Source organism: Pantoea sp. ICBG 985 (assembly GCF_002928365.1).
Taxonomy (GTDB): domain Bacteria; phylum Pseudomonadota; class Gammaproteobacteria; order Enterobacterales; family Enterobacteriaceae; genus Pantoea; species Pantoea dispersa.
Window position 1 is genome coordinate 109,647 of sequence record NZ_POWM01000006.1, and the last position, 21,835, is coordinate 131,481.

At 59.5% G+C, this 21,835-nt stretch carries 18 protein-coding genes; 14 read left to right on the forward strand and 4 right to left on the reverse strand.

Features of this window, described 5'->3' with window-relative positions; all coding sequences use genetic code 11:
• The first annotated feature begins 6 nt into the window (after nt 1–6).
• From pbpC to C1Y42_RS18295, 12 genes are all read left to right on the forward strand, one after another.
• Nucleotides 7–2,325 (forward strand): peptidoglycan glycosyltransferase PbpC, encoded by a 2,319-nt coding sequence (gene pbpC, locus C1Y42_RS18240; RefSeq protein WP_058758296.1) that lies wholly within the window; start codon nt 7–9, stop codon nt 2,323–2,325.
• A 169-nt stretch (nt 2,326–2,494) separates the two neighbouring features.
• Entirely contained in the window at nt 2,495–2,926 is a 432-nt protein-coding gene (gene ndk, locus C1Y42_RS18245) for a nucleoside-diphosphate kinase (protein WP_104094081.1), read from the forward strand.
• A 187-nt stretch (nt 2,927–3,113) separates the two neighbouring features.
• On the forward strand, nt 3,114–4,283 hold the full coding sequence (locus C1Y42_RS18250) for a bifunctional tRNA (adenosine(37)-C2)-methyltransferase TrmG/ribosomal RNA large subunit methyltransferase RlmN (protein ID WP_021506556.1): 1,170 nt from the start codon (nt 3,114–3,116) through the stop codon (nt 4,281–4,283).
• Nucleotides 4,284–4,358: 75 nt separating this feature from the next.
• The gene (pilW, locus tag C1Y42_RS18255; protein WP_058758297.1) at nt 4,359–5,093 is read left to right on the forward strand and encodes a type IV pilus biogenesis/stability protein PilW; all 735 of its coding nucleotides are present in this window, start codon (nt 4,359–4,361) and stop codon (nt 5,091–5,093) included.
• Nucleotides 5,083–6,105 carry a cytoskeleton protein RodZ gene (rodZ, locus tag C1Y42_RS18260; RefSeq protein WP_104094082.1) on the forward strand — a complete coding sequence of 341 codons (1,023 nt, stop codon included), beginning with the start codon at nt 5,083–5,085 and terminating at the stop codon, nt 6,103–6,105. The genes pilW and rodZ overlap by 11 nt, the downstream gene beginning before the upstream one ends.
• Before the next feature lie 38 nt (nt 6,106–6,143).
• Entirely contained in the window at nt 6,144–7,265 is a 1,122-nt protein-coding gene (gene ispG / locus C1Y42_RS18265) for a flavodoxin-dependent (E)-4-hydroxy-3-methylbut-2-enyl-diphosphate synthase (protein ID WP_021506559.1), read from the forward strand.
• A gap of 105 nt (nt 7,266–7,370) precedes the next feature.
• Complete coding sequence (gene hisS, locus C1Y42_RS18270) at nt 7,371–8,645, forward strand: histidine--tRNA ligase (RefSeq protein ID WP_031279395.1); 1,275 nt, start codon at nt 7,371–7,373, stop codon at nt 8,643–8,645.
• 39 nt (nt 8,646–8,684) lie between these two features.
• Nucleotides 8,685–9,302, forward strand: a complete 618-nt coding sequence (locus C1Y42_RS18275; protein ID WP_021506561.1) for a YfgM family protein — start codon at nt 8,685–8,687, stop codon at nt 9,300–9,302.
• A 19-nt stretch (nt 9,303–9,321) separates the two neighbouring features.
• A complete protein-coding gene (bamB, locus tag C1Y42_RS18280; RefSeq protein ID WP_058758300.1) occupies nt 9,322–10,503 on the forward strand; it encodes an outer membrane protein assembly factor BamB in 1,182 nt (393 codons plus the stop codon).
• Between the two features lie 176 nt (nt 10,504–10,679).
• Nucleotides 10,680–12,170 (forward strand): ribosome biogenesis GTPase Der, encoded by a 1,491-nt coding sequence (gene der, locus C1Y42_RS18285; protein ID WP_021506563.1) that lies wholly within the window; start codon nt 10,680–10,682, stop codon nt 12,168–12,170.
• A gap of 85 nt (nt 12,171–12,255) precedes the next feature.
• A complete protein-coding gene (locus C1Y42_RS18290) occupies nt 12,256–12,483 on the forward strand; it encodes a zinc ribbon domain-containing protein (RefSeq protein WP_104094083.1) in 228 nt (75 codons plus the stop codon).
• A 329-nt stretch (nt 12,484–12,812) separates the two neighbouring features.
• Nucleotides 12,813–15,251, forward strand: coding sequence for a glucose/quinate/shikimate family membrane-bound PQQ-dependent dehydrogenase (locus C1Y42_RS18295; protein WP_104094084.1), 2,439 nt, complete (start codon nt 12,813–12,815; stop codon nt 15,249–15,251).
• 86 nt (nt 15,252–15,337) lie between these two features.
• On the opposite strand, the gene C1Y42_RS18300 is transcribed toward C1Y42_RS18295, so the two are convergent.
• From C1Y42_RS18300 to xseA, 4 genes are all read right to left on the reverse strand, one after another.
• The gene (locus C1Y42_RS18300; RefSeq protein WP_071813581.1) at nt 15,338–15,520 is read right to left on the reverse strand and encodes a general stress protein; all 183 of its coding nucleotides are present in this window, start codon (nt 15,518–15,520) and stop codon (nt 15,338–15,340) included.
• Between the two features lie 102 nt (nt 15,521–15,622).
• Nucleotides 15,623–15,952 (reverse strand): protealysin inhibitor emfourin, encoded by a 330-nt coding sequence (locus C1Y42_RS18305; RefSeq protein ID WP_021314501.1) that lies wholly within the window; start codon nt 15,950–15,952, stop codon nt 15,623–15,625.
• Complete coding sequence (locus tag C1Y42_RS18310; RefSeq protein ID WP_058770846.1) at nt 15,949–16,962, reverse strand: M4 family metallopeptidase; 1,014 nt, start codon at nt 16,960–16,962, stop codon at nt 15,949–15,951. The genes C1Y42_RS18305 and C1Y42_RS18310 overlap by 4 nt, the downstream gene beginning before the upstream one ends.
• Before the next feature lie 125 nt (nt 16,963–17,087).
• Nucleotides 17,088–18,455 carry an exodeoxyribonuclease VII large subunit gene (xseA, locus tag C1Y42_RS18315; RefSeq protein ID WP_104094134.1) on the reverse strand — a complete coding sequence of 456 codons (1,368 nt, stop codon included), beginning with the start codon at nt 18,453–18,455 and terminating at the stop codon, nt 17,088–17,090.
• A 168-nt stretch (nt 18,456–18,623) separates the two neighbouring features.
• On the opposite strand from xseA, the gene guaB reads away from it, so the two are divergent.
• Both guaB and guaA read left to right on the forward strand, forming a co-directional pair.
• A complete protein-coding gene (gene guaB, locus C1Y42_RS18320) occupies nt 18,624–20,090 on the forward strand; it encodes an IMP dehydrogenase (protein WP_021506568.1) in 1,467 nt (488 codons plus the stop codon).
• A 72-nt stretch (nt 20,091–20,162) separates the two neighbouring features.
• The gene (gene guaA / locus C1Y42_RS18325; protein WP_021506569.1) at nt 20,163–21,743 is read left to right on the forward strand and encodes a glutamine-hydrolyzing GMP synthase; all 1,581 of its coding nucleotides are present in this window, start codon (nt 20,163–20,165) and stop codon (nt 21,741–21,743) included.
• Nucleotides 21,744–21,835: the final 92 nt, after the last annotated feature.

Here is a 21,835-nt window from a genome sequence, read left to right on the forward strand (position 1 = left end):
GCGCCCGTGACGCAGCGCCACCCACGCCTGTGCGGGCTGGCGCTGCTGTTACTGCTGCTGGTGGGCGCAGTATGGCTGCTGGACCGGCTCGATCCGCTGCCGCTGCGCCAGTTACAGCCGGCGCGGGTGGTGGTAGCGGAAGATGGCACGCCGCTGTGGCGCTTTGCCGATCGACAGGGCGTGTGGCGCTATCCGGTGACGCTGGACGAGGTGTCACCGGCCTATATCGAGGCGCTGCTGACCTACGAAGACCGCTGGTTCTGGCACCATCCCGGCATTAACCCGCTGGCGATAGTGCGCGCCGTCGGGCAAAACCTGCTGCAGCACGGCATTGTCTCCGGCGGCAGCACGCTGACCATGCAGGTGGCGCGGCTGATTGATCCGCAGCCGCGTACCCTGCGTGGCAAAGTGGTGCAGGCGTGGCGCGCGCTGCAGCTGGAGTGGCATCTGTCGAAGCGCGAGATCCTGACGCTGTATCTCAACCGCGCGCCATTTGGTGGCACGGTTGAGGGCGTCGGCGCCGCCAGCTGGATGTGGCTGGGCAAACCGGCGTCGCAGCTTACCCGCGGCGAGGCGGCGCTGCTGGCGGTGCTGCCGCAGGCACCCAGCCGTTTGCGCCCGGACCGCTGGCCGCAGCGTGCTGAGGCTGCCCGCAATAAAGTGCTGGATCGCCTGGCGCAGTATCAGGTGTGGCCGGCGCAGACTGTCGCCGAAATCAAACAGGAGCCGGTATGGCTGCCGCCGCGCCAGCTGCCGCAGCTGGCACCGCTGCTGGCGCGCCGGCTGCTGTCGCTGTCACCCGACAGCAAAATTACCTCCACGCTGGATGTGTCGCTGCAGCGCGAACTGGAGAACCTCGCTGCGTCGCTGCAAACGCGGCTGCCGCCGCGCACCTCGCTGGCACTGCTGGTTGTCGACCACAGCACCATGAAGGTGCGCGGCTACGTCGGCTCGGTGTCTTTCAATGACGACAGCCGCTTTGGCCATGTGGATATGATTGCCAGCGTGCGTTCGCCGGGGTCGCTGCTCAAGCCGTTTGTCTACGGCATGGCGCTGGATGATGGCCTGATTCATGGCGAATCGCTGCTGCAGGATGTGCCACGCCGCTTTGGCGACTATCGTCCCGGCAATTTCGACAGTGGCTTTCACGGCCCGGTCAGCGCCAGCGAAGCGCTGCAGCGTTCGCTCAATCTGCCGGCGGTGCAGCTGCTGGAGGCGCTTGGACCGAAAAACGTCGCCGCGCGGCTGCGCAACGTCGGCCTGAATCTGCGCTTTCCGGCGGGCGGTGAACCGAATCTGTCGCTGGTGCTGGGCGGCACCGGCGCGCGGCTGGACGACATTGTCGCCGCCTACAGCGCCTTTGCCCGCCACGGTAATGCTGCGCAGCTGCGCTGGCTGCCGCAGCAGCCGCTGCTGCAGCGTCCGTTACTGTCGCCCGGCGCGGCGTGGATTGTACGCCGCATCCTCGCCGGTGAGGCGCAGCCTGCCGCCAGCGGGGCGGTCGCCGATATCGTGCCGCTGGCGTGGAAAACCGGCACCAGCTACGGCTATCGCGACGCCTGGAGCGTCGGTATCACGCCGCGCTATCTGATTGGCGTCTGGGTGGGCAGGCCGGATGCCACGCCGGTTGCCGGCCAGTTCGGTTACGCGTCGGCGGTGCCGGTGATGCAGCAGGTTAATCACCTGCTGGCGGGACACCTGCCGGCGCGCGGCGTACCCGGCGATGCGCGCCCGGCGACGGTCAGCGCCGTCAGTATCTGCTGGCCCGGCGGCCAGCCGTTGCCCGCCGGCGACGAGAACTGCCGGCAGCGGCGTTACAGCTGGGTGCTGAATCAGACCGTGCCGCCAACGCTGCTGGCGCCGGGTCAGGAAGGCGTCAATGGCTTACGCCAGCGCTTCTGGCAAAACAGCAAAGGGCTGCGCGTGGCGGCGGATTGTCCGGATGCGCAAAGCCGGGAACGCGTGATGTGGCCGCTGCCGCTTGAGCCGTGGCTGCCACCGGGCGAACGGCGGGCGCAGCGCCTGCCGCCAGTGGATGCGACCTGCCCGCCGCTGAATCAGGGGGACAGCGCGCCGCTGCTGGTGACCGGCGTGATCAATGACCAGCGCGTGCAGCCGCTGCCCGGTAAGGCCGTCTTGCTGCTGCCGGTGGCGGTGCAGGGCGGGCAGGGTACGCAGCGCTGGTGGTTTTTAAACGGGCAGCCGGTGGAGCTGGCGGCGGGAAAAAGCAGCGCCTCGCTGGTGCTGCGCGAGCCCGGTCGTTATCAGCTGGTGGTGATGGATGAGGCCGGGCAGCTGGCTTCGGTGTCTTTCACGCGCGGCTAAACGCAGCGCTATGGCATATTTTTTGCGTGTTTGCCCCGACAGAAATCAATTATTTTCAATAATTCCTCTCTTCACTCATAGGCAAGGCGCGCCGATCTCCCTATAATCGGCGCGTTTTCTTACCGGGAGCGGGTTCCCGGTTTCTTCAGGATGCTAATCAGAGGTAATCATGGCAATCGAACGCACTTTCTCCATCATCAAACCAAACGCCGTCGCTAAGAACGTGATTGGTGCTATCTACAACCGTTTCGAAAGCGCTGGCTTCAAAATCGTTGGTGCGAAAATGCTGCACCTGACCAAAGAGCAGGCTGAAGGCTTCTACGCGGAGCACAAAGGCCGTCCGTTCTTTGATGGTCTGGTTGAGTTCATGACTTCTGGCCCGGTTGTGGTATCTGTTCTGGAAGGCGAAAACGCTATCCAGCGTCACCGCGATCTGATGGGTGCAACTAACCCGGACAACGCGCTGGCCGGTACGCTGCGTGCTGACTACGCAGACAGCTTCACCGAAAACGCCACCCACGGTTCTGACTCTGCAGAATCTGCGGCACGCGAAATCGCTTACTTCTTCGCAGAAGACGAAGTCTGCCCACGTACCCGCTAAGTGCGCGGTAGCGGATGCGGACAGGCGTCTTTACACCTTGTAACCGGTGGCTAAGACGTTCCCCTGGCATCACGCAGCAGATGTAGTACAATTATGCGCCCTTGTTGAGCCTAGCTCAGCGAGGGCGCTGTTTTTTTCCTATTCTTAACCAGAGCCGTAACGTGTAACAACGAGGCCAGAGAACATTATGTCCGAACAGATTGTGACGCCGTCGTCCGCTTCCCCCGTGGTTGTTTCCCCGAAAAACGAAAAAATTAACCTGCTGGATCTTAACCGTCAGCAGATGCGCGAATTCTTTGTTGAGATGGGCGAAAAACCGTTCCGTGCCGATCAGGTCATGAAGTGGATGTACCACTACTGCTGCGATGATTTCGAGCAGATGACAGACATCAATAAAGTGCTGCGTGGCAAGCTGATGCAGCGCGCTGAAATTCGTGCGCCGGAAGTGGCGGAAGAGATGCGCTCCAGCGATGGCACCATCAAGTGGGCGATTCGTGTCGGCGATCAGCTGGTGGAAACCGTGTATATCCCGGAAGCCGACCGCGCCACGCTGTGCGTCTCCTCGCAGGTAGGCTGTGCGCTGGAGTGTAAATTCTGTTCGACCGCGCAGCAGGGCTTTAACCGTAACCTGCGCGTGTCTGAAATCATCGGTCAGGTATGGCGCGCGGCAAAAATTATCGGTGCCGCTAAAGTGACCGGCCAGCGTCCGATCACCAACGTGGTCATGATGGGCATGGGCGAGCCGCTGCTTAACCTCACCAACGTGGTGCCGGCGATGGAGATCATGCTGGATGACTTCGGTTTCGGCCTCTCCAAACGTCGCGTGACGCTGTCGACCTCGGGCGTAGTGCCGGCGCTGGACAAGCTCGGCGATATGATCGACGTGGCGCTGGCGATTTCGCTGCACGCACCGAATGACACCATCCGCGATGACATCGTGCCAATCAACAAAAAGTACAACATCGAAGCTTTCCTGGCGGCGGTGAAGCGCTACATTGGCAAATCCAACGCTAATCAGGGCCGCGTGACGATTGAGTACGTGATGCTGGATCACGTCAACGACAGCACCGAACATGCGCATGAGCTGGCGGCGCTGCTGAAAGAGACGCCGTGCAAGATCAACCTGATTCCGTGGAACCCCTTCCCGGGCGCGCCGTATGGCCGCAGCTCGAACAGCCGTATTGACCGCTTCTCCAAAGTGCTGATGGAGTACGGTTTCACCACCATCGTGCGTAAAACGCGCGGCGACGACATTGATGCCGCCTGTGGTCAGCTGGCCGGCGATGTTATCGACCGCACCAAGCGTACGCTGCGTAAAAAAATGGCCGGTGAAGCCATCTCTGTGAAGGCGCTCTGAAAGATCGCGCCCGCTGCTACGCATCGGGCGTCAGGCATGGCAGTCTCTGCGCTGAACTGACAGGGAGAGACTGAGATGCGTAAAGGATTACCCGCCGCGCTGCTGGCCGGCTTTGTTGTAACCGGGTGTGTCGAAGCACCGGCGCGGCACGGCGCGGCTGATATCCGGCTGCAGCTGGGATTGCACTATCTGGCGGTGAAGGATTATGCCGCGGCGCAGCGCAATTTGCTGCGCGCGCAGCAGGCCGCGCCGCGCGATTACCGGGTGCCGCTGGCGCTTGCGCGCGTCGCGCAGGCACAGCAGAATAATGCCCGGACGCGCCATTACTACCAGCGCGCGCAGCAGTTAGCGCCGCTGAATGGTTATGTGGCTAACAATTACGGTGCGTTTCTCTGCGGTTTGAGGCAGTATGACGAAGCGCATCAACAGTTTAAGCTGGCAACTGAAGCGCAGCACAGCGACGCCGCTCAGGATGCCCTGCTGTTTTCGGGCTATTGTTACCTGCAGGCGGGAGAGGATCGCGCCGCGCGCCAGCAGTTCGATCTCGCGCTGGATGCCGCACCGGAGCAGGGCAGTATGCTGCTGACGGAAGTGGAACGACGGCTTGAACAGCAGCAGTGGGCTTCAGTGCCGCTGCTTTTAGAAGTTTACCATCAGCATTTGCCGGCAACGGCAGAGAGTCTGGGGTTACAGATACGTTTCGCCGCGCAACAGGGAAACGCTGCTGACGTTACACGTTATGGCGACCAGTTGGCGCGAAGTTTTCCACAATCGATACAGTACCAGCGTTATTTAGCTAATGAATACTGAAGCCACTCAAGAGAATTCTGCAGTACATTCCACAGGTGAACGCCTGCGTCTGGCCCGTGAGCAGATGGGGCTGACCCAGCAAAACGTCGCTGAGCGCCTGTGCCTGAAACTTTCTACCGTGCGTGATATTGAAGAGGATAAATCCCCGGCGGATTTGGCCTCGACCTTCCTGCGCGGCTACATTCGCTCTTATGCGCGTCTGGTGCATGTACCTGAAAATGATCTGCTGCCGATGATGGCAAAGCAGGCTCCGGTGCGTGCGGCGAAAATTGAGCCGATGCAGAGCTTCTCACTGGGTAAGCGTCGTAAAAAGCGTGACGGCTGGTTGATGATCTTCACCTGGCTGGTGATTTTTGTGGTGGTCGGCCTGACCGGCGCCTGGTGGTGGCAGAACCATAAAGCCTCACAGGCGGATCTGGTGTCGATGGCTGACCAGAACGGCAGCAGCAGCGACAACAGCCAGTCGATTCCGCTGGGTGACAACAGCACGGACAGCACTACCGACAGCGACACTAACGCGGCCGGTACGCCGATCGACACCGGTGCCGGTGCGGTCAGCACGCCAGACAACGCTGGCAGTACCAGCAGTGCGCCAGCAGCGACCAGCAGCAACATGGCAACCAGCAGCGACAACGCGGTGGTGTCGCCGAGCCAGGCGCCGATTGATAACGCACCGCCAGCGGCCACCTCACCGGCGCCGGCCAACAGCGTGCCGGCAGGCTCAATGCCAACCGGTACCGCTGCCGTCAGCCAGCCTGCGGGCGACCCTAACGCCGTGGTGATGAACTTCAAAGCTGACTGCTGGCTGGAAGTCACCGATGCGACCGGTAAGAAGCTGTTCAGCGGATTGCAACGTAGCGGCGGTAAACTCAGCCTGTCCGGCACCGCTCCGTATCGTCTGAAAATTGGCGCTCCGGGTGCGGTTGACGTGCAATATCAGAATCAGCCCGTTGATTTAAGTCGTTTTATCCGTAATAACCAGGTTGCCCGTCTGACGCTGGGTGCGCAATAACGCGCAGCGCGCTTTCCGGGTAATTGTGGAGAGAGAATATGCATAACGAAGCACCCATTATCCGTCGCAAATCTACACGTATTTACGTCGGCAAGGTGCCGGTTGGCGATGGCGCGCCTATCGCCGTTCAGTCAATGACCAACACCCGTACCACGGACGTCGAAGCCACGGTGAATCAGATCCGTCAGCTGGAGCGCGTCGGCGTGGATATCGTGCGTGTGTCCGTACCCACCATGGATGCGGCGGAAGCCTTCAAACTGATTAAGCAACAGGTCAACGTGCCGCTGGTAGCGGACATTCACTTTGACTACCGCATCGCCCTGAAAGTGGCCGAGTACGGCGTCGATTGCCTGCGCATTAACCCGGGCAACATCGGTAACAACGAGCGTATTCGCCAGGTAGTGGATTGCGCCCGTGACCACAATATTCCGATTCGTATCGGCGTTAACGCCGGTTCGCTGGAAAAAGATCTGCAGGAAAAATACGGTGAGCCAACGCCGCAGGCGCTGCTCGAATCCGCGATGCGTCATGTTGATCACCTCGATCGCCTCAACTTTGACCAATTCAAAGTGAGCGTCAAAGCCTCCGATGTGTTCCTGGCGGTGGAATCTTACCGTCTGCTGGCAAAAGCCATCGATCAGCCGTTGCACCTTGGCATCACAGAAGCCGGTGGCGCGCGTGCGGGAGCGGTGAAATCAGCGATCGGCCTTGGTCTGCTGCTGGCGGAAGGGATTGGCGATACGCTGCGCATTTCGCTGGCCGCTGACCCGGTTGAAGAGGTTAAAGTCGGCTACGACATCCTGAAATCACTGCGCATCCGCTCACGCGGCATCAACTTCATCGCCTGCCCGACCTGTTCGCGCCAGGAGTTTGACGTCATTGGCACGGTGAACGCGCTGGAAGAGCGGCTGGAAGACATCATCACGCCGATGGACGTCTCGATCATTGGCTGCGTGGTGAACGGTCCCGGCGAAGCCACGGTCTCGACGCTCGGCGTCACCGGCGGCAACAAGAAGAGCGGTTTCTACGAAGATGGCGTGCGTCAGCGCGATCGCCTCGACAACAATGACATGATCGATCAGCTGGAAGCGCGCATCCGTGCAAAAGCCACCATGCTGGACGAGAGCCGCCGCATCAACGTGCAGCAGCTGGAAAAATAAAGGACGGTGTGCGCCCGGCGCACGCCAGTTGTGATTGAACCTGTGCGGTTTCATCCTCATAAGGTATGATGCCGGACAGGTTTTTTTGTATTAAGAGATTCTAACGTGGCGAAGAATATTCAAGCGATTCGCGGGATGAACGATTACCTGCCGGCAGATACCGCCATCTGGCAGCGTATTGAGGGCACCCTGAAGCAGGTGCTGGCCAGCTACGGCTACAGTGAAATCCGTCTGCCAATCGTCGAGCAAACCCCCCTGTTCAGCCGCGCGATCGGTGAAGTCACCGACGTGGTTGAAAAAGAAATGTACACCTTTGAAGACCGCAACGGCGAAAGCCTGACGCTGCGTCCGGAAGGCACCGCAGGCTGCGTGCGCGCCGGTATCGAACATGGTCTGCTGTACAATCAGGAGCAGCGCCTGTGGTACATCGGTCCGATGTTCCGCTACGAGCGTCCGCAGAAGGGGCGCTATCGCCAGTTTCACCAGATGGGTGTGGAAGTGTTTGGCCTGCAGGGGCCGGACGTGGACGCCGAGCTGATCATGCTGACCCATCGCTGGTGGAAAGCGCTGGGTATTGCTGACCACGTTGAGCTGGAGCTGAACTCCATCGGTTCACTGGACGCGCGCGCCAACTACCGCAGCGCGCTGGTGGCCTTCCTCGAACAGCATAAAGAGGTGCTGGACGAAGATTGCAAACGCCGCATGTATACCAATCCGCTGCGCGTGCTGGACAGCAAAAATCCGGATATTCAGACGCTGCTTAACGACGCGCCGACGCTGGGTGAATTCCTCGACGAGGAGTCACGTGAACACTTCAGCGGCCTGTGCGCGCTTCTCGACGATGCCGGCATCAAATACCGCATCAATCAGCGCCTGGTGCGCGGCCTCGATTACTACAACCGCACCGTGTTCGAATGGGTGACCAGCAGCCTCGGCTCGCAGGGCACCGTGTGCGGCGGCGGTCGCTATGATGGTCTGGTGGAGCAACTGGGCGGCCGCGCGACGCCGGCGGTCGGTTTTGCCATGGGGCTCGAGCGTCTGGTGCTGCTGGTGCAGGCGGTGAATCCGGAATTTGAACCGACGCGCATTGTTGATGTCTATGTTATCGCTTCGGGGCAGGGCGTGCAGTCCGCCGCGATGCAACTGGCGGAAAAACTGCGTGATGCCGACCCGGCGCTGAAGCTGATGACCAACTTCGGCGGCGGTAACTTCAAAAAGCAGTTTGCCCGTGCAGACAAGTGGGGCGCACGCATTGCGCTGGTGCTGGGCGAAGACGAAGTGAAAGCGGGCCAGGTGGTGATTAAAGACCTGCGCACCGGCGATCAGCAGACGCTGGCGCAGAGCGACGCCGCCGCGACGCTGCACACGCTGCTGCAGTAAGCGCAGCACTGCAACAGGCATTTTAAGGAGAGGGATTGCGTGGAAGTTTACAGCAACGAAAACGAACAGGTTGATGCGCTGCGTCGCTTCTTTGCCAATAATGGCAAAGCGCTGGCGGTCGGGGTTATCGTCGGTATTGCTGCACTGGGTGGCTGGCGTTTCTGGAGCAGCCATCAGGAAGGAGCGGACAAAGCCGCGTCGGCGCAGTATCAGCAGCTGACCAGCGCCATGCAGGCAGACAAGCCGCAGACGCTGGAAGCGGTCGCCAGCTTCGCCAGCGAGAACAACAACACCTACGGTGCGCTGGCCGCGCTGGATCTGGCTAAACAGTACGTTGCCGCCAATCAGTTAGACAAAGCCATCACGCTGTTACAGAGCGGGCTGAAAGACACCAAAGATGCCAATCTGCAGGCGGTGATCAACCTGCGTCTGGCACGCATTCAACTGCAGCAAAATCAGGCCGATGCCGCCCTTACTACCCTGAACAATGTGAAGGGTGATGGCTGGACAGCCATTGTGGCGGACATTCGTGGCGAAGCACTGCTGAGCAAAGGCGATAAGCAGGGCGCCCGTGATGCCTGGAGCAAAGGTGCGGAATCGCAGGCTTCTCCTGCGCTGAAGCAGATGCTGCAGATGAAGATGAATAACTTAAGTTAAGCCAGTCAAGAGAGCGCACATGGAATTACGTAAATACCTGCTGCCAGGGCTGATGTCAGTCACTCTGCTCAGCGGTTGCTCGCTGTTCAGCGGCGAAGAAGATGTAGTGAAAATGGCCCCGCTGCCGAAGGTTGAAAACCAGTTCACGCCGGAAACCGCGTGGAGCACCTCGGTCGGTGACGGCGTGGGTGATTTCTACTCCAATCTGCATCCCGCCTGGCAGGACGGCACCGTGTATGCCGCCGACCGCTTCGGTATCGTGAAAGCGCTCGACGCCAGCAACGGCAAAGAGAAGTGGAAAGTGAACCTCTCTGAGAAGACCGGCTTCTTCTCGAAAAACATTTCAGCACTGCTGTCTGGCGGTATTACGGCCAATGGCGATCGCCTCTACATCGGTAGCGAGCGGGGGCAGGTATTTGCCCTGAACAGCAGCGACGGCAGCATTGCCTGGCAGACCAAAGTGGCCGGTGAAGCGCTGTCGCGTCCGGTGGTCAGCGATGGTCTGGTGCTGATTCACACCAGCAACGGTATGCTGCAGGGGCTCGATCAGAGCAGCGGCGCGGTGAAATGGAGCGTGAATCTGGATATGCCAGCGCTGTCGCTGCGCGGTGAATCGGCGCCGGCAGTAGCGTTCGGCGGCGCGATTGTTGGCGGTGATAACGGCCGCGTTAGCGCGGTGATCATGAACCAGGGTCAGCTGATCTGGCAGCAGCGTATCTCCCAGCCAAGCGGCGCGACCGAGATCGATCGTCTTAACGATGTCGACACCACGCCGGTGATCGTCAATGGCGTGGTCTATGCGCTGGCCTACAACGGTAACCTGACGGCGCTGGATCTGCGTTCCGGTCAGATTCTGTGGAAGCGTGAAATCGGCGGCGTCAAAGATTTGATCGTCGATGCCGGTCGCATCTATCTGGTGGATCAGGATGACCGCGTGATTGCGCTCAACGCCGATGGCGGCGTGGCGATCTGGCGTCAGAGCGATCTGCTGCACCGTAACCTGACGTCTCCGGTGCTGTTCAACGGTTACCTGGTGGTCGCCGATAGCGAAGGCTATGTGCACTGGATCAACACCCTGGACGGCCGCTTTGTGGCGCAGCAGAAACTGGACAGCGACGGCTTCCAGACCGAGCCAGTCGTGGCCGGTGACAAGCTGCTGATCCAGGCGAAAGGCGGTGAGGTCTACGCCATCACCCGTTAAGGCGATGGCCCGACGGGCAGCGTTTCGCACGCATTGATACGGCTCCTGATTCGTCAGGGGCCGTTCTGTTTTTAGTCAGGCATGATATTCTTGGCGCCTGCGGCCTGAACCTGACGGCAAATGCCGTTATAATCACGCCATTCGGGCGATTTATTTTTAAAACTGAGGCAAGTGTTATGGTACCTGTGGTCGCGCTGGTTGGGCGTCCCAATGTGGGGAAATCCACGCTATTTAACCGCTTAACGCGCACACGTGATGCGTTAGTGGCCGATTTCCCTGGACTGACTCGCGATCGCAAATATGGTCGCGCCGAAGTGGAAGGGCGCGAATTTATTGTTATCGATACCGGCGGTATTGATGGCACCGAGGAAGGCGTGGAAAACCGCATGGCGGAACAGTCGCTGCTGGCGATTGAAGAGGCCGATGTGGTGCTGTTTTTAGTTGATGCGCGTGCTGGCGTCATGCCGGCGGATCAGCAGATCGCCAATCATCTGCGTTCGCGCGATAAAGCGACGTTCCTCGTTGCCAACAAAACTGATGGTCTCGATCCGGATGCTGCGGTGCTGGACTTCTACGCGCTCGGCCTGGGTGAGATTCACCCGATTGCCGCGTCGCACGGTCGTGGCGTCACCAGCCTGCTGGAAACCGCGCTGCTGCCGTGGATGGATGACATCGCGCCGCGGGAAGTCAGCGAAGAGGACGAAAACGAAGCCTACTGGGCCGCGTTAGCCGCCGAAGAGAACGGTGAAGCGCTGGAGGAAGAAGAGGAAGAAGCCTTCGATCCGACCGGTCTGCCGATCAAACTGGCGATTGTCGGGCGTCCGAACGTAGGTAAGTCAACGCTCACCAACCGTATCCTCGGTGAAGACCGTGTGGTGGTGTACGACATGCCGGGCACCACGCGCGACAGCATCTACATTCCGATGGAGCGTGATGACCGCGAGTACATTCTGATTGATACCGCGGGCGTGCGTAAGCGCGGCAAAATCACTGATACGGTGGAAAAATTCTCCGTCATCAAAACGCTGCAGGCGATTGAAGATGCCAACGTGGTGATGCTGGTGATTGACGCGCGTGCGGGCATTTCCGATCAGGACCTGTCGCTGCTCGGCTTTATCCTGAATAGTGGGCGCTCACTGGTGATTGTGGTCAACAAGTGGGATGGCCTGTCGCAGGAGATTAAAGATGAAGTGAAAGAGACGCTGGACTTCCGTCTCGGCTTTATCGACTTCGCGCGCGTGCACTTTATCTCGGCACTGCACGGCAGCGGCGTGGGCAACCTGTTTGAATCCGTGACCGAAGCGTACGACTGCTCGACCAAGCGCGTAAATACCTCCATGCTGACGCGTATCATGAACATGGCTGCTGACGACCATCAGCCGCCTCTGGTGCGTGGCCGCCGCGTGAAACTCAAATACGCGCATGCCGGTGGTTATAACCCGCCGATTGTGGTGATTCACGGTAATCAGGTGAAGGATCTGCCGGATTCCTACAAGCGTTATCTGATGAACTACTTCCGCCGCTCGCTGAACGTGATGGGAACGCCGATTCGCATCCAGTTTAAAGAGGGCGATAACCCGTATGCGGGCAAACGTAACCTGCTGACGCCAACCCAGCAGCGTAAGCGTAAGCGTCTGATATCGCATCTGAAGAAAAACAAACGCTAAACATGATGAGGGCCCGGATGGGCCCTCTTTTTTTGGCGTAACATCCGGTTTTATCACGATCCTCAGCCACGATTCCGGAGTCATCATGCTCACCCCATGCCCTCACTGTCAGCAACCGCTCACTTACAGCGAACAACGCTTCGACTGCCCGCACTGCCAGCGTCATTTCCCCGCGCTGGCCTGCTGTCCCGACTGCCAGCAGCCGCTGCAGGTGCTGAAGGCGTGCGGTGCCATAGATTATTTCTGTACCCACGGTCACGGCCTGATCTCCAGCAGGCGCGTGCATTATCGCCCGGAAGACGTCATCGAATGAGGGTTTGCGATAGCGCGAAGTGGCGCTGGCTGCTCGCTTCGCGCTGCGTTTGTAGCAAAAATGCTATTGCCCAGTAACTACCGCGTTATGGATGTTCACTTTTAATTGTACCGGATGGTACAATCATGCCCGCCTTGTCGCGAATGCCAGCGGATGTTGATCCTGCGGCCTCGCTCACAAGCGCTGCATAACGGGCGTAGCTCCCGTACCAACAGATATAAAATAAAGCGTAACGGATAACTTCCTGTCCCTGCTCAGTCAGGAAGACATTGACCGGCTGCTCCCGCATTCCGGCCGCCACGCGTTATTTTTTCAGGAGAGTTTGTGTTATGGCAGAAAATTCCGCTCGTCCCGGTAAAGGGTTGAGTCTCTGGTCCGTGTTATTCGGGCTGGTCCTGCTGGCGATCGGCCTGTTCTTCGCGATCGGTGGCGGTAAACTGGTGGCCCTGGGCGGCAGCTGGTACTTCCTCATTGCCGGTATCGTCATGTTACTGTCGGCGATTCAGTTCTTTCGCCGTAAATCCTCGGCGGTTACGCTGTTCATTCTGGTCTTCGCCGGCACGCTGATTTGGGCGCTGTACGATGCTGGCTGGCAGTTCTGGCCGCTGGTGTCGCGCCTGATGGTGCCGGCCGGCCTGATGGTGCTGGCATTTATTACCTGGCCGGCGCTGCGTAAGCGTGAAGGCAAGGCCTCGCTGGCGAAGCTTTCATATGCGCTGTCAGCGGTGATTGCCGTTGGTATGGTGGTCACCTTTGTCCAGATGTTCCAGCCGCATCCGACCGTGGCCTTCACCGGCAAGCAACTGCCGCTGATCCCGGTAGATAAAAGCAAACCGCAGCAGGACTGGAGCAGCTACGGCCGTACGCCGCAGGGTGACCGTTTTGCTGCTATCGACCAGATTACCCGCGACAACGTGAAAGACTTGCAGGTTGCCTGGACGTTCCATACCGGCGACACGCCGATCAGCCCGACCGGTAACGGTGCAGAAGATCAGGAAACGCCACTGCAGGTGGGTAATACCCTGTATCTGTGTACGCCGCACAACAACGTGATTGCGGTGGAAGCCGACAGCGGTAAGCAGATCTGGAAGCGCGAAATCAATGCGCAGGCGCAGGTGTGGAACCGCTGCCGTGGTCTGGCGTACTTTGATGCCACCAAACCGGTACAGCAGCCAACGCAGCCGGGCTCCACGCCGGTGCCAGCGGTAACGCTGGCGACGGGCGATAGCTGCCAGCGTCGCATCCTGATGAACACCATCGATGCGCGTCTGATTGCCATCAACGCCGATAACGGTGAACTGTGTGAAAACTTCGGTAACCACGGTGTGGTCGATCTGAAGCAAGGTCTCGGCAGCGCGCCGGACCCGCAGTATCAGCTGACCTCGCCGCCACAGGTGGCGGGCACCACGGTCGTGGTAGGCGGTCGCGTTGCGGATAACGTACAGACAGACATGCCTGGCGGCGTTCTGCGTGGCTTCGACGTCATCACCGGCCAGATGCGCTGGGCGTTTGACCCGGGCAATGAAGATCCGAATGCCGTGCTGATGCCGGGTAAAGATTACACCCGCAGCACGCCAAACTCATGGGCGCCAATCTCTTACGACCCGGCGATGAACACCGTGTTCCTGCCGATGGGCAGCTCGTCGGTGGACCTGTGGGGTGCCAACCGTACCGCGCTGGATCACAAATATGGCGCGTCGGTGCTGGCGCTGGATGCCACCACCGGTAAAGAGAAGTGGGTGTATCAGACGGTCCACAATGACCTGTGGGACTTCGACCTGCCAATGCAGCCGAGCCTGGTGGACTTCCCGATGAAGGACGGCACCACCAAACCTGCGGTGGTGATCGGCGGGAAAACCGGCATGATCTGGGTGCTGGATCGCCTGACCGGCAAGCCTTTAACCAAAGTTGAAGAGCTGCCGATGCCGCAGGGCCATATCCCGAACGAGCAGTACACCAAAACTCAGCCGCACTCGGTAGAAATGCCAAACATTGGCAATCAGAAACTGACCGAGTCAGACATGTGGGGTGCTACGCCGTTTGACCAGCTGGCTTGCCGTATTGCTTTTAAAGGCATGCGTTATGACGGCCTGTTCACCGTGCCGGACACCGATGTTTCGCTCAGCTTCCCGGGCTCGCTCGGTGGCATGAACTGGGGCAGCATCTCGTTCGATCCGAACAACCAGTACATGTTCGTCAACGATATGCGCCTTGGCCTGTGGGTGCAGATGATTCCGCAGGACACCACCAAATCGGCTGCCAGCAACGGCGGTGAAGCCATCAACACCGGCATGGGTGCGGTACCGCTGAAAGGCACGCCGTACGCAGTAAACAAAAACCGCTTCATGTCGCCGCTGGGCATTCCGTGTCAGGCACCGCCGTTCGGTACGCTGTCGGCCATCGACATGAAGACCCGTCAGATTGTGTGGCAGGTGCCGGTGGGTACGGTGCAGGATACTGGTCCGTTTGGTATCAAAATGCATGCGCAGATGCCGGTCGGTATGCCGACGCTGGGCGGTACGCTGGCAACGCAGGGCGGTCTGGTATTTATTGCCGGCACCCAGGATTACTACCTGCGCGCCTTCGACAGCTCAACCGGTAAAGAAGTGTGGAAAGCACGTCTGCCGGTGGGCAGCCAGGGCGGACCGATCAGCTATGTTTCGCCGAAAACCGGCAAACAGTACATCCTGATCTCCGCAGGCGGTGCGCGTCAGTCGCCGGATCGCGGTGATTACGTGATTGCTTACGCGCTGCCCGCCAGCAAGTAAGCCGCAGTAAAAGAAAGGCCGACATCATGATGTCGGCCTTTTTTATTAACCGTCCGTGGCGTACTCCTTCCTGTAAGGATCCTTACTTACTTCTGCTTAGAGGGGCGACGGCTTTTTTGACCTCCTTTTCTTCCAGCTTCCCTGGCTCTCTCAGGATCGTTCCTGAAATTGCCCCCACTGACTTTGCCGCCCGCGCTACCGGCTTCCCTGGCGCGCTCCGGGTCCTCTGCAAAGTTCCCGGCACCGCCTCGTTGCTTGGTTTGTGTCATAGCAGAGACCTCATCTAAGGGTATTTTCTTTGATGTGGACTAGCTAGCCACGTTATCCAGTATAGTCAGTTAGTTACGGCGATGCTGTGGGAACTGTCTAAGTTATTCTTCGCCATCGCGCCACAGCGCCTGCAGTTCAGGAGGCGCAACGTTTTCCGGAATCAGGATCACAATCGTTCCGGCTTCGCGGTGGGTCGCATAGCTTATCTGGATGCGGAAATAGCGCTGGTCGCCGCGCCCGATGCTGGCGGCCTGTTCCTCCGGTTCGCCGAGCGGCAGCGCCTGCTCCAGCACGTTGCACACGCGCTGCTTCTGCGGTTCCGGCAGCTGCGCCAGCGCAAATCGCCGCTCGCTGCGCAGGCCGGGGATAAATGCAATGCCGCCTTCACGCGCCAGCTCAATGATGGCGTCATCGGTCAGCTGAATATTCACCTTACACCTACCTCGTGCCACGCGGACTGGATCGCCTGTGCCACCGTATTATCAAAACGTTTTGCGGCATGCTGTACGGTAAAGCGCGCAAAGGTGCTGAAGTCGGCATCCTGCGGCAATTCCTTATCGCATAGCGTGTCGTACCATGCCTGACCGGCCCGTTCCCAGGCAAAGCCGCCCAGCGCGGTCGCTGCCAGATAGAAGGCGCGATTGGGAATGCCGGAGTTAAGATGTACGCCGCCGTTGTCTTCGCGCGTGTCGATATAGTGATCCATATCGGCAGGCTGCGGATCTTTGCCAAGCAGCGGATCGTCATAGGCGGTACCGGGCGCAGACATCGAGCGCAGGCCACTGCCCTTAATACCCGCCGCCAGCAGCCCTTCGCCGATGATCCAGTCGGCCTGGTCGGCGCTTTGCTTAAGGTGATACTGCTTCACCAGCGAGCCGAACACATCGGACATCGATTCGTTGAGCGCACCTGCCTGCTGGAAGTAAATCAGCCCGGCTTCGGTTTCGGTCACGCCGTGCGTCAGCTCGTGCGCGACCACATCGATGGCAATGGTAAAGCGATTGAAGATCTCACCGTCGCCGTCGCCAAATACCATCTGCTGGCCATTCCAGAAGGCGTTCTGGTATTCCCTGCCGTAATGCACGGTGCCATCCAGTTTCAGGCCTTTGTTGTCCAGCGAGTTGCGCTGATAGATCTGCCAGTAGAAATCATAGGTGATGCCGAGATAGTTCCACGCTTCGTCGGCGGCGACGTCACCGTTACCGGGCTGGCCTTCCTCACGGATCAGGGTGCCGGGCAGATTTTGCGTATTACCCGCATCGTAGATAGCACGCAAAACACTGCCGGGCTGCGCGGTGCTGGCTGCGCTGGCGGTATGAGGATGTTCCGCCATCAGCTGTTGCACGTGAGTGAGGGTGCGCCGCGCGTAATCCTGCTGTGCGCCGGAACAGTTATCGATGATGTTTCGCAGAATATACGGAGGAATAACGCTGTAAGGCATGTCGGACTCCCTGACGGATGGGTATGTCAGAAAGTATAGACCCGCTTATCAATCGCGCGCCGCTGCGTCTGCAGCCCGCGCGATTTACGGGGGGTTATCAACCATTTATGCGGCTGAAAATATTATCACGCCTTACGGCTGCGCGTCTTCTGCGGTTGTAACGCCGTCACCTGACTCTCCACCCAGCCATCATCCAGCCGGGTACGCAGCAGATCGCCGGCATGCAGCTGACGGGTCTTTTTCACCACCTGGCCCTGAGCATCGGTGGTGACGCTAAAGCCGCGCGCCAGCGTCGCCAGCGGACTTACGCCTTCCAGCTGTGCTGCCAGCGTACCAAAACGCTGCCGGCTGTGATTGAGCTGTTTTTCCATGCCCTGCTGCAGCCGGTAGTGCCACTGCTGTAACTGCTGCTGAGCGCGCAGAATACGTCCCTGCGGCTGCTGGGATTGCAGGCGCTGCAGCAGGCGATCCTGCTGGCGATGCGCCAGGCGCAGCCGCTGGTCGGCCGCTTCCTGCAGACGTCGCTGCAGCTGAATCAGCGTGGTTTGCTGGCGTGCCAGGCGCAGCTGCGGATGCTGCTGTTGCAGACGATGCTGCAGCCGGGTGAAGCGGCGCTGCTGCTGCGCCACGTAATAGTCCATCGCCATCTCCATGCGCTGCTGCTGAGACTGCAAACGGCGCAGCAGCTCGATCTGGTTGCGGCTCACCAGCTCGGCAGCGGCAGAAGGCGTCGGCGCGCGCAGATCGGCAACAAAGTCGGCGATGGTGACATCGGTTTCATGCCCAACGGCGCTGACGATCGGCAGGCGGCTGGCAAAGATGGCCCGCGCCACGCGCTCGTCGTTGAAGCTCCACAGATCTTCCAGTGAACCGCCGCCGCGCCCGACAATCAGCACGTCGCACTCGTCACGCTGGTTGGCCAGCTCGATGGCGCGCACGATGGCGGCGGGCGCATCAACGCCTTGCACTGCCGTCGGATAGATCACCACCGGCAGCGAGGGATCGCGGCGATGCAGCACGCGCAGCACATCGTGCAATGCCGCGCCGGTGGCGGAGGTGATCACACCCACCTGGCGCGCCGGCTCCGGCAGCGGCTGTTTAAACTGCTGGTCGAACAGCCCCTCCGCCGCCAGCCGGGCTTTCAGCTGCTCAAACTGTTGCTGCAGCAGCCCTTCACCGGCCGGATGCATGCTTTCGATAATCAACTGATAGTCGCCGCGCGGCTCATACAGCGTGATGCTGGCACGCACCAGCACCTGCTGACCGTGCTGCGGGCGAAAGCTGACGCGTCGATTGCTGTTGCGGAACATGGCACAGCGCACCTGCGCGCCATCGTCCTTCAGGGTGAAGTACCAGTGACCGGAAGCGGGCTGAGTGAAATTGGAAATTTCAGCGCTGAGCCACACCAGGCCCATCTCATTTTCCAGCAGTTGGCGCACCGTGGTGTTCAGGCGGCTGACAGTAAAAATATTGGCGGTTGGCGGTAGCGACATGTGATGAGGATCAAATTTCAAATCAGAGGGTTAATTAACCGATACTACATGCCTGCCCCGGAGGATCAAGACTTTTTCCGAAAAAACACTGGAGGCAACCGATTTCGGCCTGTATAATGCCGCGGCAATATTTTATCTGTTTTAAACGCCCCAGGTGGAGATATTGCAATGTTAAGAATCGCGAAAGAAGCCCTCACATTTGACGACGTCCTGCTCGTTCCCGCTCACTCCACTGTTTTACCCAACACGGCCGATCTCAGCACCCAGCTGACCAAAAACATCCGTCTCAACATTCCTATGCTGTCTGCAGCGATGGACACCGTGACCGAAGCCGGTCTGGCGATTGCGCTGGCGCAGGAAGGCGGTCTGGGCTTTATCCACAAAAACATGTCGATTGAGCGCCAGGCGGATGAAGTTCGCAAGGTGAAAAAACACGAAAGCGGCGTCGTAACGGAGCCACAGACCGTGCTGCCAACCACCACGCTGGCCGAGGTGAAAGAGCTGACCGAACGTAACGGCTTCGCCGGTTACCCGGTGGTTAACGCTGACAACGAGCTGGTGGGCATCATTACCGGTCGTGACGTGCGCTTCGTGACCGATATGACGCTGCCGGTGACCGCGGTCATGACGCCGAAAGAGCGCCTGGTGACGGTGAAAGAGGGTGAAGCGCGTGAAGTCGTGCTGCAGAAAATGCACGAAAAACGCGTCGAGAAAGCGCTGGTTGTTGACGACAGCTTCCACCTGCTGGGCATGATTACCGTTAAAGATTTCCAGAAAGCCGAGCGTAAACCTAACGCCTGTAAAGATGCGCAGGGTCGTCTGCGCGTCGGTGCCGCAGTGGGTGCCGGTGCCGGCAACGAAGAGCGCGTTGATGCGCTGGTCGCTGCGGGCGTTGACGTACTGCTGATCGACTCCTCGCACGGCCACTCCGAAGGCGTGCTGCAGCGTATCCGTGAAACCCGCGCAAAATATCCGGACCTCGAAATCATCGGCGGCAACGTGGCGACCGGTGCAGGCGCACTGGCGCTGGCTAACGCGGGCGTGAGCGCGGTGAAAGTGGGCATCGGCCCGGGCTCCATCTGTACTACCCGTATCGTTACCGGCGTTGGCGTACCGCAGATCACGGCGGTATCCGACGCGGTTGAAGCGCTGGAAGGTACCGGTATTCCGGTCATCGCTGACGGTGGTATCCGTTTCTCTGGCGACATCGCCAAAGCCATCGCTGCGGGTGCGTCGGCGGTAATGGTTGGCTCCATGCTGGCCGGTACCGAAGAATCGCCGGGCGAAATCGAGCTCTACCAGGGCCGTGCGTTCAAATCCTACCGCGGTATGGGTTCACTGGGCGCGATGTCCAAAGGCTCGTCTGACCGTTACTTCCAGAGCGATAACGCCGCCGACAAACTGGTGCCGGAAGGTATCGAAGGGCGCGTTGCCTATAAAGGCCGCCTGAAAGAGATCGTGCACCAGCAGATGGGCGGCCTGCGCTCCTGCATGGGCCTGACCGGTTGCCCGACCATCGACGATCTGCGCACCAAAGCCGAGTTCGTGCGCATCAGCGGCGCCGGCATCAACGAAAGCCACGTGCACGATGTGACCATTACCAAAGAGTCACCGAACTACCGCATGGGTTCATAATCCCGTAAGATTTCCCGCCCGGCTCCAGCCGGGCGCTTTTATTGTTAAGTCCATCCCAATGGAAACGCCTCAATGACGACTGAAAATATTCATAAACATCGTATTTTGATCCTCGATTTTGGTTCTCAGTATACGCAGCTGGTCGCGCGCCGCGTGCGTGAGCTGGGCGTCTACTGCGAACTCTGGGCGTGGGATGTCACCGAAGAGCAAATCCGCCAGTTCAACCCGAACGGCATCATCCTGTCCGGTGGCCCGGAAAGCACCACCGAGCACAACAGCCCGCGCGCGCCGGAATATGTGTTCAACGCCGGTGTGCCGGTGCTGGGCGTGTGCTATGGCATGCAGACCATGGCGATGCAGCTGGGCGGTAAGGTTGAAGGCTCGAACGAGCGTGAATTTGGTTATGCGCAGGTTGAAGTGACAACCCCGAGCGCGCTGGTGCGTGATATCGAAGATGCCATCAGCGCGGCGGGCAAACCGCTGCTCGACGTGTGGATGAGCCACGGTGACAAAGTCACGGCGATCCCGGCAGACTTCGTGACGGTTGCCAGCACCGAAAGCTGCCCGTTTGCCATCATGGCCAACGAAGAGAAGCGTTTCTACGGCGTGCAGTTCCACCCGGAAGTGACGCACACCCGTCAGGGCCTGCGCATGCTGGAGCGTTTTGTGCGCGACATCTGCGGCTGTGAAGCGCTGTGGACGCCAGCCAAAATCATCGAAGATGCGGTAGAGCGCATCCGTGAGCAGGTGGGTGAAGACCGTGTGATTCTCGGCCTGTCCGGCGGCGTGGACTCATCCGTGACCGCGATGCTGCTGCACCGCGCGATTGGCGAGCGCCTGACCTGTGTGTTCGTCGATAACGGACTGCTGCGTCTGAATGAAGCTGAGCAGGTGATGGACATGTTCGGCGACCACTTTGGTCTGAACATCGTGCACGTTGCGGCAGAAGGGCGCTTCCTCGACGCGCTGGCGGGCGAGAACGATCCGGAAGCCAAACGTAAGATCATCGGCCGCGTGTTCGTGGAAGTGTTCGACGAAGAAGCACTGAAGCTGACCGACGTGAAATGGCTGGCGCAGGGCACCATCTATCCGGACGTGATTGAGTCGGCGGCTTCAGCTACCGGTAAAGCGCACGTGATCAAATCTCACCACAACGTGGGCGGTTTGCCGAAAGAGATGAAGATGGGCCTGGTTGAGCCGCTGAAAGAGCTGTTCAAAGATGAAGTGCGTAAAATCGGTCTGGAACTCGGCCTGCCTTACGACATGCTGTACCGCCATCCCTTCCCGGGCCCGGGTCTGGGCGTGCGCGTACTGGGTGAAGTGAAGAAAGAGTACTGCGACCTGCTGCGCCGTGCCGATGCCATCTTTATCGAAGAGCTGCGTAAAGCGGATCTGTACAACAAAGTCAGCCAGGCCTTTACCGTGTTCCTGCCGGTGCGCTCCGTCGGCGTGATGGGCGATGGCCGTAAATACGACTGGGTGGTTTCCCTGCGTGCTGTCGAAACCATCGACTTCATGACGGCCCACTGGGCGCACCTGCCGTACGACTTCCTCGGCCGCGTCTCCAACCGCATCATCAACGAAGTGAACGGCATCTCACGCGTGGTTTATGATATTTCAGGTAAACCGCCTGCGACGATTGAGTGGGAGTAACGCCCGCACTGGCAACCGCCAGCACCTGAAGCCTCAAAGCCCGCGTAACTGCGGGCTTTTTTATCCTGCCATCTTTCGCATCGTCCTATCCG